Origin of the sequence: Streptomyces cyanogenus, from assembly GCF_017526105.1 — a bacterium.
In the GTDB taxonomy this organism is placed as follows: Bacteria; Actinomycetota; Actinomycetes; order Streptomycetales; family Streptomycetaceae; genus Streptomyces; species Streptomyces cyanogenus.
In genome coordinates this window covers 1,720,663-1,727,500 of the sequence record NZ_CP071839.1, presented here as the reverse complement: position 1 = coordinate 1,727,500, position 6,838 = coordinate 1,720,663, and the positions used below count along the sequence as shown (strand labels likewise).

The 6,838-nt window shown below is 66.3% G+C and carries 5 protein-coding genes and 2 rRNA genes (1 of these 7 cut by a window edge); all 7 read left to right on the top strand.

What is annotated here, in order from left to right; translation table 11 throughout:
• Positions 1-950: ribosomal RNA gene (locus S1361_RS07685) — 23S ribosomal RNA — on the top strand (it extends 2,171 nt beyond the left edge of the window).
• A 70-nt stretch (positions 951-1,020) separates the two neighbouring features.
• Positions 1,021-1,137, top strand: a 5S ribosomal RNA gene (rrf, locus tag S1361_RS07680).
• Between the two features lie 107 nt (positions 1,138-1,244).
• A complete protein-coding gene (gene clsA / locus S1361_RS07675) occupies positions 1,245-1,853 on the top strand; it encodes a cardiolipin synthase ClsA (protein WP_208031091.1) in 609 nt (202 codons plus the stop codon).
• 114 nt (positions 1,854-1,967) lie between these two features.
• The gene (locus S1361_RS07670; RefSeq protein WP_208031090.1) at positions 1,968-4,463 is read left to right on the top strand and encodes a mannose-1-phosphate guanyltransferase; all 2,496 of its coding nucleotides are present in this window, start codon (positions 1,968-1,970) and stop codon (positions 4,461-4,463) included.
• Between the two features lie 131 nt (positions 4,464-4,594).
• Complete coding sequence (locus S1361_RS07665; protein ID WP_208031089.1) at positions 4,595-5,503, top strand: DUF881 domain-containing protein; 909 nt, start codon at positions 4,595-4,597, stop codon at positions 5,501-5,503.
• On the top strand, positions 5,500-5,832 hold the full coding sequence (locus tag S1361_RS07660) for a small basic family protein (RefSeq protein ID WP_003988855.1): 333 nt from the start codon (positions 5,500-5,502) through the stop codon (positions 5,830-5,832). Before S1361_RS07665 ends, S1361_RS07660 begins: the two co-directional genes overlap by 4 nt.
• A gap of 5 nt (positions 5,833-5,837) precedes the next feature.
• The gene (locus tag S1361_RS07655) at positions 5,838-6,695 is read left to right on the top strand and encodes a DUF881 domain-containing protein (protein WP_208031088.1); all 858 of its coding nucleotides are present in this window, start codon (positions 5,838-5,840) and stop codon (positions 6,693-6,695) included.
• Positions 6,696-6,838 lie beyond the last annotated feature (143 nt).

Genomic DNA, 6,838 nt, shown 5'->3' with positions numbered 1-6,838 from the left:
GTAAGTTCCGACCTGCACGAATGGCGTAACGACTTCTCGACTGTCTCAACCATAGGCCCGGTGAAATTGCACTACGAGTAAAGATGCTCGTTTCGCGCAGCAGGACGGAAAGACCCCGGGACCTTTACTACAGTTTGATATTGGTGTTCGGTTCGGCTTGTGTAGGATAGCTGGGAGACTGTGAAGCAGGCACGCCAGTGTTTGTGGAGTCGTCGTTGAAATACCAGTCTGGTCGTGCTGGATGTCTAACCTGGGTCCGTGATCCGGATCAGGGACAGTGTCTGATGGGTAGTTTAACTGGGGCGGTTGCCTCCTAAAGGGTAACGGAGGCGCCCAAAGGTTCCCTCAGCCTGGTTGGCAATCAGGTGTTGAGTGTAAGTGCACAAGGGAGCTTGACTGTGAGACCGACGGGTCGAGCAGGGACGAAAGTCGGGACTAGTGATCCGGCGGTGGCTTGTGGAAGCGCCGTCGCTCAACGGATAAAAGGTACCCCGGGGATAACAGGCTGATCTTCCCCAAGAGTCCATATCGACGGGATGGTTTGGCACCTCGATGTCGGCTCGTCGCATCCTGGGGCTGGAGTCGGTCCCAAGGGTTGGGCTGTTCGCCCATTAAAGCGGTACGCGAGCTGGGTTTAGAACGTCGTGAGACAGTTCGGTCCCTATCCGCTGTGCGCGTAGGAGTCTTGAGAAGGGCTGTCCCTAGTACGAGAGGACCGGGACGGACGAACCTCTGGTGTGCCAGTTGTTCTGCCAAGGGCATGGCTGGTTGGCTACGTTCGGGAGGGATAACCGCTGAAAGCATCTAAGCGGGAAGCCTGCTTCGAGATGAGGACTCCCACCCACTTGATGGGGTAAGGCTCCCAGTAGACGACTGGGTTGATAGGCCGGATCTGGAAGCACGGTAACGTGTGGAGGTGACCGGTACTAATAGGCCGAGGGCTTGTCCTCAGTTGCTCGCGTCCACTGTGTTGGTTCTGAAACCACGAACAGCCAACGGTTGTTGATTGTTTCATAGTGTTTCGGTGGTCATAGCGTGAGGGAAACGCCCGGTTACATACCGAACCCGGAAGCTAAGCCTCACAGCGCCGATGGTACTGCAGGGGGGACCCTGTGGGAGAGTAGGACGCCGCCGAACTCCTTTTGAAGCTCCGGCTCTTGGGCACTGCCCAGGGGCCGGAGCTTTTTTGCGTTGAGGTAAGGTCATTGGGCATCGTTGGCTCGTTTCGCACAGGAGGCCCCCGGGTGGAGGTCCAGGAGACCCGTGTCCAGACAGACCGGGTCCTCACCATCCCCAACATCCTCAGCATGGCGCGGCTCGTCGGCGTACCCCTCTTCCTGTGGCTGATCCTCAGGCCGGAGTTCGGCGGCCCCAACAGTGATGGCTGGGCCCTCCTCGTGCTGGCTTTCAGCGGGGTCAGTGACTATCTCGACGGCAAGCTCGCCCGGCGCTGGAACCAGATCAGCAGCCTGGGCCGGCTTCTCGACCCCGCCGCCGACCGCCTCTACGTGCTTTCCACCCTCCTCGGCCTGACCTGGCGGGAGATCCTGCCGATCTGGCTGACCGGCCTGCTGCTGGCGCGGGAACTGGTTCTCCTGGTGATGGTGGGCATCCTCCGCCGGCACGGGTATCCGCCGCCGCAGGTGAACTTCCTCGGGAAGGCCGCCACCTTCAACCTGATGTACGCCTTCCCGCTCCTGCTCCTCAGTGACGGAAGTGGTTGGATCGCGTCACTCGCTGCTATTTTCGGATGGGCGTTCGCCGGATGGGGTACAACCCTCTATTGGTGGGCAGGAGTGCTCTACGTGGTACAAGTCCGCCGTTTGGTTCGTGCGGACGCCATGGCCGATTGAGCTCGGCGATTGTCCGGACGTAACGCCTCGATGGCCCGCGGTGGAAAAGTGCGGGACAATCTGGACGGGTGAAGTCGGCTAGACCGTCGTCTCTTGGAGGAGGACGCTTCCGACATGAAGGCCGTCGTGATGGCCGGGGGCGAAGGCACTCGCCTGCGCCCCATGACCTCTAGCATGCCCAAGCCGCTCCTGCCTGTGGCCAACCGCCCGATCATGGAGCACGTGCTACGGCTGCTCAAAAGGCACGGGCTCAACGAGACCGTTGTCACCGTGCAGTTCCTGGCCTCGCTCGTCAAGAACTATTTCGGAGACGGCGAAGAGCTTGGCATGGAGCTCACGTATGCCAATGAGGAGAAGCCACTCGGTACCGCCGGAAGCGTCAAGAACGCCGAGGAGGCGTTGAAGGACGATGCCTTCCTCGTCATCTCCGGCGATGCCCTGACCGACTTCGACCTCACCGAGCTGATCAATTTCCACAAGGAGAAGGGTGCGCTGGTCACGGTCTGTCTGACCCGCGTGCCCAACCCGCTGGAGTTCGGCATCACCATCGTCGACGAGGAAGGCAAGGTCGAGCGCTTCCTGGAGAAGCCGACCTGGGGACAGGTCTTCTCCGACACGGTGAACACGGGCATCTACGTCATGGAGCCAGAGGTCTTCAACTACGTGGAAGCCGATGTGCCCGTCGACTGGTCCGGGGATGTCTTCCCGCAGCTGATGAAGGAAGGCAAGCCGATCTACGGCTATGTCGCCGAGGGCTACTGGGAGGACGTCGGGACGCACGAGAGCTACGTGAAGGCCCAGGCGGACGTCCTCGAAGGCAAGGTCAACGTCGACATCGACGGCTTCGAGATCTCCCCGGGCGTGTGGGTCGCGGAGGGCGCCGAGGTGCACCCCGACGCCGTACTGCGCGGGCCGCTGTACATCGGCGACTACGCGAAGGTCGAGGCCGGCGCGGAGATCCGCGAGCACACCGTGGTCGGATCCAACGTGGTCGTCAAGAGCGGCGCCTTCCTGCACAAGGCCGTCGTGCACGACAACGTGTACGTCGGACAGCACAGCAATCTGCGCGGCTGCGTCGTCGGCAAGAACACCGACATCATGCGCGCCGCCCGGATCGAGGACGGCGCGGTCATCGGCGACGAGTGCCTGATCGGTGAGGAATCGATCGTTCAGGGCAACGTTCGCGTGTACCCGTTCAAGACCATCGAGGCCGGTGCCTTCGTCAACACCTCGGTGATCTGGGAGTCCCGGGGGCAGGCCCATCTGTTCGGCGCCCGCGGTGTCTCCGGCATCCTGAACGTGGAGATCACGCCCGAGCTGGCGGTGCGGCTCGCCGGCGCCTACGCCACGACGCTGAAGAAGGGCTCGACGGTCACCACGGCCCGCGACCACTCCCGGGGTGCCCGTGCGCTCAAGCGGGCGGTGATCTCGGCGCTCCAGGCCAGCGCCATCGACGTACGCGACCTGGAGAACGTGCCGCTGCCGGTGGCCCGGCAGCAGACCGCGCGCGGCAGCGCCGGCGGGATCATGATCCGGACCTCTCCGGGCGTCCCGGACTCGGTCGACATCATGTTCTTCGACGGGCAGGGCGCGGACCTCTCGCAGGGCAGCCAGCGTAAGCTGGACCGGGTGTTCGCGCGCCAGGAGTACCGGCGGGCGTTCCCGGGCGAGATCGGTGACCTGTACTTCCCGGCCAGCGTCTTCGACTCGTACACCGGATCGCTGCTGCGGAACGTCGACACGACCGGGATAGCCGAATCGGGTCTCAAGGTCGTCGTGGACGCCTCGAACGGCAGTGCCGGGCTCGTGCTGCCCAGCCTGCTCGGCAAGCTCGGGGTGGACTCGCTGACCATCAACCCCGGCCTGGACGAGTCCAGGCCCACGGAGACCGAGGAGATGCGACGGAAGGGGCTGGTGCGGCTCGGTGAGATCGTGGCGTCCTCGGGTGCCGCGTTCGGTGTGCGGTTCGACCCCGTCGGCGAGCGGCTGTCGCTCGTGGACGAGAAGGGCCGGATCATCGAGGACGACCGGGCACTGCTGGTGATGCTGGACCTGGTGGCCGCCGAGCGGCGCAGCGGGCGGGTGGCGCTTCCCGTCACCACGACCCGGATCGCCGAGCAGGTGGCCGCGTACCACGGCACGCAGGTCGAGTGGACCACCACCTCGCCCGACGACCTCACGCGCGTGGGACGCGAGGAAGGCACCATCTTCGGCGGTGACGGCAAGGGCGGCTTCATCGTCCCCGAGTTCAGCAGTGTCTACGACGGCACAGCGGCCTTCGTACGGCTCATCGGGCTGGTGGCGCGCACCCAGCTCACGCTCAGCCAGATCGACGCCCGGATCCCGCGGGCCCACGTCCTCAAGCGGGACCTGGCGACGCCGTGGGCCGTCAAGGGACTGGTGATGCGGCGCGTGGTCGAGGCCGCCGGGGACCGCTCCGTCGACACGACCGACGGTGTGCGGGTCGTGGAGACCGACGGGCGCTGGGTGATGGTGCTGCCCGACCCGGCCGAGGCCGTGACCCATCTGTGGGCCGAGGGGCCCGACGACGCCTCCGCGAAGGCCCTGCTGGACGAGTGGTCGGCGGTCGTGGACAGCGCCGGCCGGTAGCTCCCGGCGGCTGAGAACGGCGGAAAGCCACTGCACGCGCGCGTGCCGGACAAGTGCCCCCAAGGGTGCCTGTCCGGCACGCCGGTGGGGCCGTTCGGAGGTACTGCGCGCGACATGCGACGATGTGCGGCATGCCGCAGCAACCCCCCGTTCGGAGCAGCCCCACGCGGCCGCAGCGCCCGGACGCCTCCATGTCGTTGATCACCAACGTCATGGACCACAGCCTCGACGACGGGTACGCCGAGGCCGCAGCCCGCAAGCAGTCGCAGGGCGAGGGCGGCCTGCCGAAGACGCTCCGGGCCAAGCTGGGCCTGGCCGCCGGTCTCGTCCTGGCGGCGCTGGTGGTGACCGTGGGGGCGGCGCAGGCGCGCGTGACGGCGCCCGTCGTGGCCAAGGAGCGCCAGGAGCTGATCGACCGCATCGACACCGAGACCGCGGCCGCGGACAAGCTCGAGAGCACCGTCGACACGCTGCGCGACGACGTCAGCGCCCGCCAGCGGGCAGCCCTGAGATCGAGCGGTGGCAGCGCCGAGGCGGACCTCGTGGGCCTGCTGTCGGGGGCCACCGCGGTGCACGGTCCCGGCGTCAGGCTCGTCGTGGACGACGCCAAGGAGGCCGCCGGCGGCGGGGACGGCAACAACCCTCGCGAGACCTCCGGCTTCTCCGACACCGGCCGGGTGCGGGACCGCGACATGCAGCGCGTGGTCAACGGCCTGTGGGCCTCCGGGGCGGAAGCGATCTCCATCAACGGACAGCGGCTCACCGCCCTGTCCGCGATCAGGGCCGCGGGTGACGCGATACTGGTCGACAACAGGCCGCTGGTGCCGCCGTACACGGTGCTGGCGGTGGGGGACGGGGAGAGGTTGAGCACCAGGTTCCAGAACGGCGCCGACGGCCTGTATCTGCATGCCCTGGAGGAGAACTACGGCATCCGCGCCACCATCTCCACGGAGGGCGACGTCCGGTTGCCGGCCGCCCCCAGTGTGATCGTACGTACAGCACAGCCGAAGTCCGAGAAAACCGAGAAGGGCACATCGTGATCGCCGTACTGGGCCTCGTCGTGGGAGTCGTGGCCGGCCTGTTGGTCCGACCCGAGGTTCCGGCGGTCGTCGAGCCTTATCTGCCGATCGCCGTCGTCGCGGCGCTGGACGCCGTCTTCGGCGGTCTGCGGGCCATGCTGGACGGCATCTTCGACGACAAGGTGTTCGTGGTGTCGTTCCTGTCGAACGTGGTCGTCGCCGCGCTCATCGTGTTCCTCGGTGACAAGTTGGGCGTGGGCGCGCAGCTGTCCACGGGTGTCGTCGTGGTCCTGGGCATCAGGATCTTCTCCAACGCCGCGGCGATCCGACGGCATGTGTTCCGGGCGTGACTCCGATGAGCGAACAGAACGACCGCAACGACCGGACCCAGCCGGAGAACCCGCTGCGCAGGGAGCTGCCGGCCGAGGTGCCCGCGCCCGCGCCCGAGGCCGGGCAGCAGGGCCAGGGCCAGGAGGAGCCCCAGCAGCCGCTCACGGGCAGGCAGCGGCTCGTCGATGGCCTGTGGCCGCCGCGTTTCACGCGGGCCCAACTCATCGTCGCGCTGCTGCTGTTCGGCCTCGGTTTCGGCCTGGCCGTCCAGGTGGCGTCGAACAGCGACACCGACGGCGCGCTGCGCGGCGCGCGTCAGGAAGATCTTGTTCGCATCCTCGATGAACTGGATTCCCGTACTCAGCGTCTTGAGGACGAGAAGCAGGGACTCGAGAAGCAGCGTCAGGAGCTGCAGTCCAGTTCCGACCAGGCCGCCGAGGCCCGCCGGCAGACCGCCGAGAAGGAGAGACAACTCGGCATCCTGGCGGGGACCGTGGCGGCGCAGGGTCCCGGCATCACCATGACGATCGAGGACACGAAGGGGACGGTCCAGGCGGACATGCTGCTCGACGCGATCCAGGAGTTGCGCGCGGCCGGCGCGGAGGCGATCCAGGTCAACGGGGTCCGGGTGGTCGCCGGTACCTACGTCACCGACTCCGGCGACAGCGTGAGCGTCGACGGGAACAAGATCAACACCCCCTATCGTTTCAAGGTCATCGGCAAGCCGCAGGACCTGGAGCCGGCGCTGAACATCCCTGGAGGCGTGGTGCAGACTCTGGAGAAGGAGCAGGCCACGGTGACCGTCGAGCGGTCGGACAAGATCGTCGTGGACGCCTTGCGGCAGGCGAAGCGGCCTGACTACGCTCGGTCGTCCTCCCGGTGAACCGGTGGTGCATGGCGGTCGTCGCGCAGGGGCATGAGGTTGCGGGGGGTCGGCGCACCAAAGGGGTGGCGCGTGGTGGAAACTGTCTGGTGGTTACGGACGTTGTGAGAATGTCCGGCTCGGCCGGTGTAGGCAATCAGGGT

What these genes read in the sequence shown, in the direction of transcription:
- S1361_RS07670 (WP_208031090.1), top strand. Translation starts at nt 1,968, where the DNA reads ATGAAGGCCGTCGTGATGGCCGGGGGCGAAGGCACTCGCCTGCGCCCC.
- S1361_RS07655 (WP_208031088.1), top strand. Translation starts at nt 5,838, where the DNA reads ATGAGCGAACAGAACGACCGCAACGACCGGACCCAGCCGGAGAACCCG.
- S1361_RS07665 (WP_208031089.1), top strand. Translation starts at nt 4,595, where the DNA reads ATGCCGCAGCAACCCCCCGTTCGGAGCAGCCCCACGCGGCCGCAGCGC.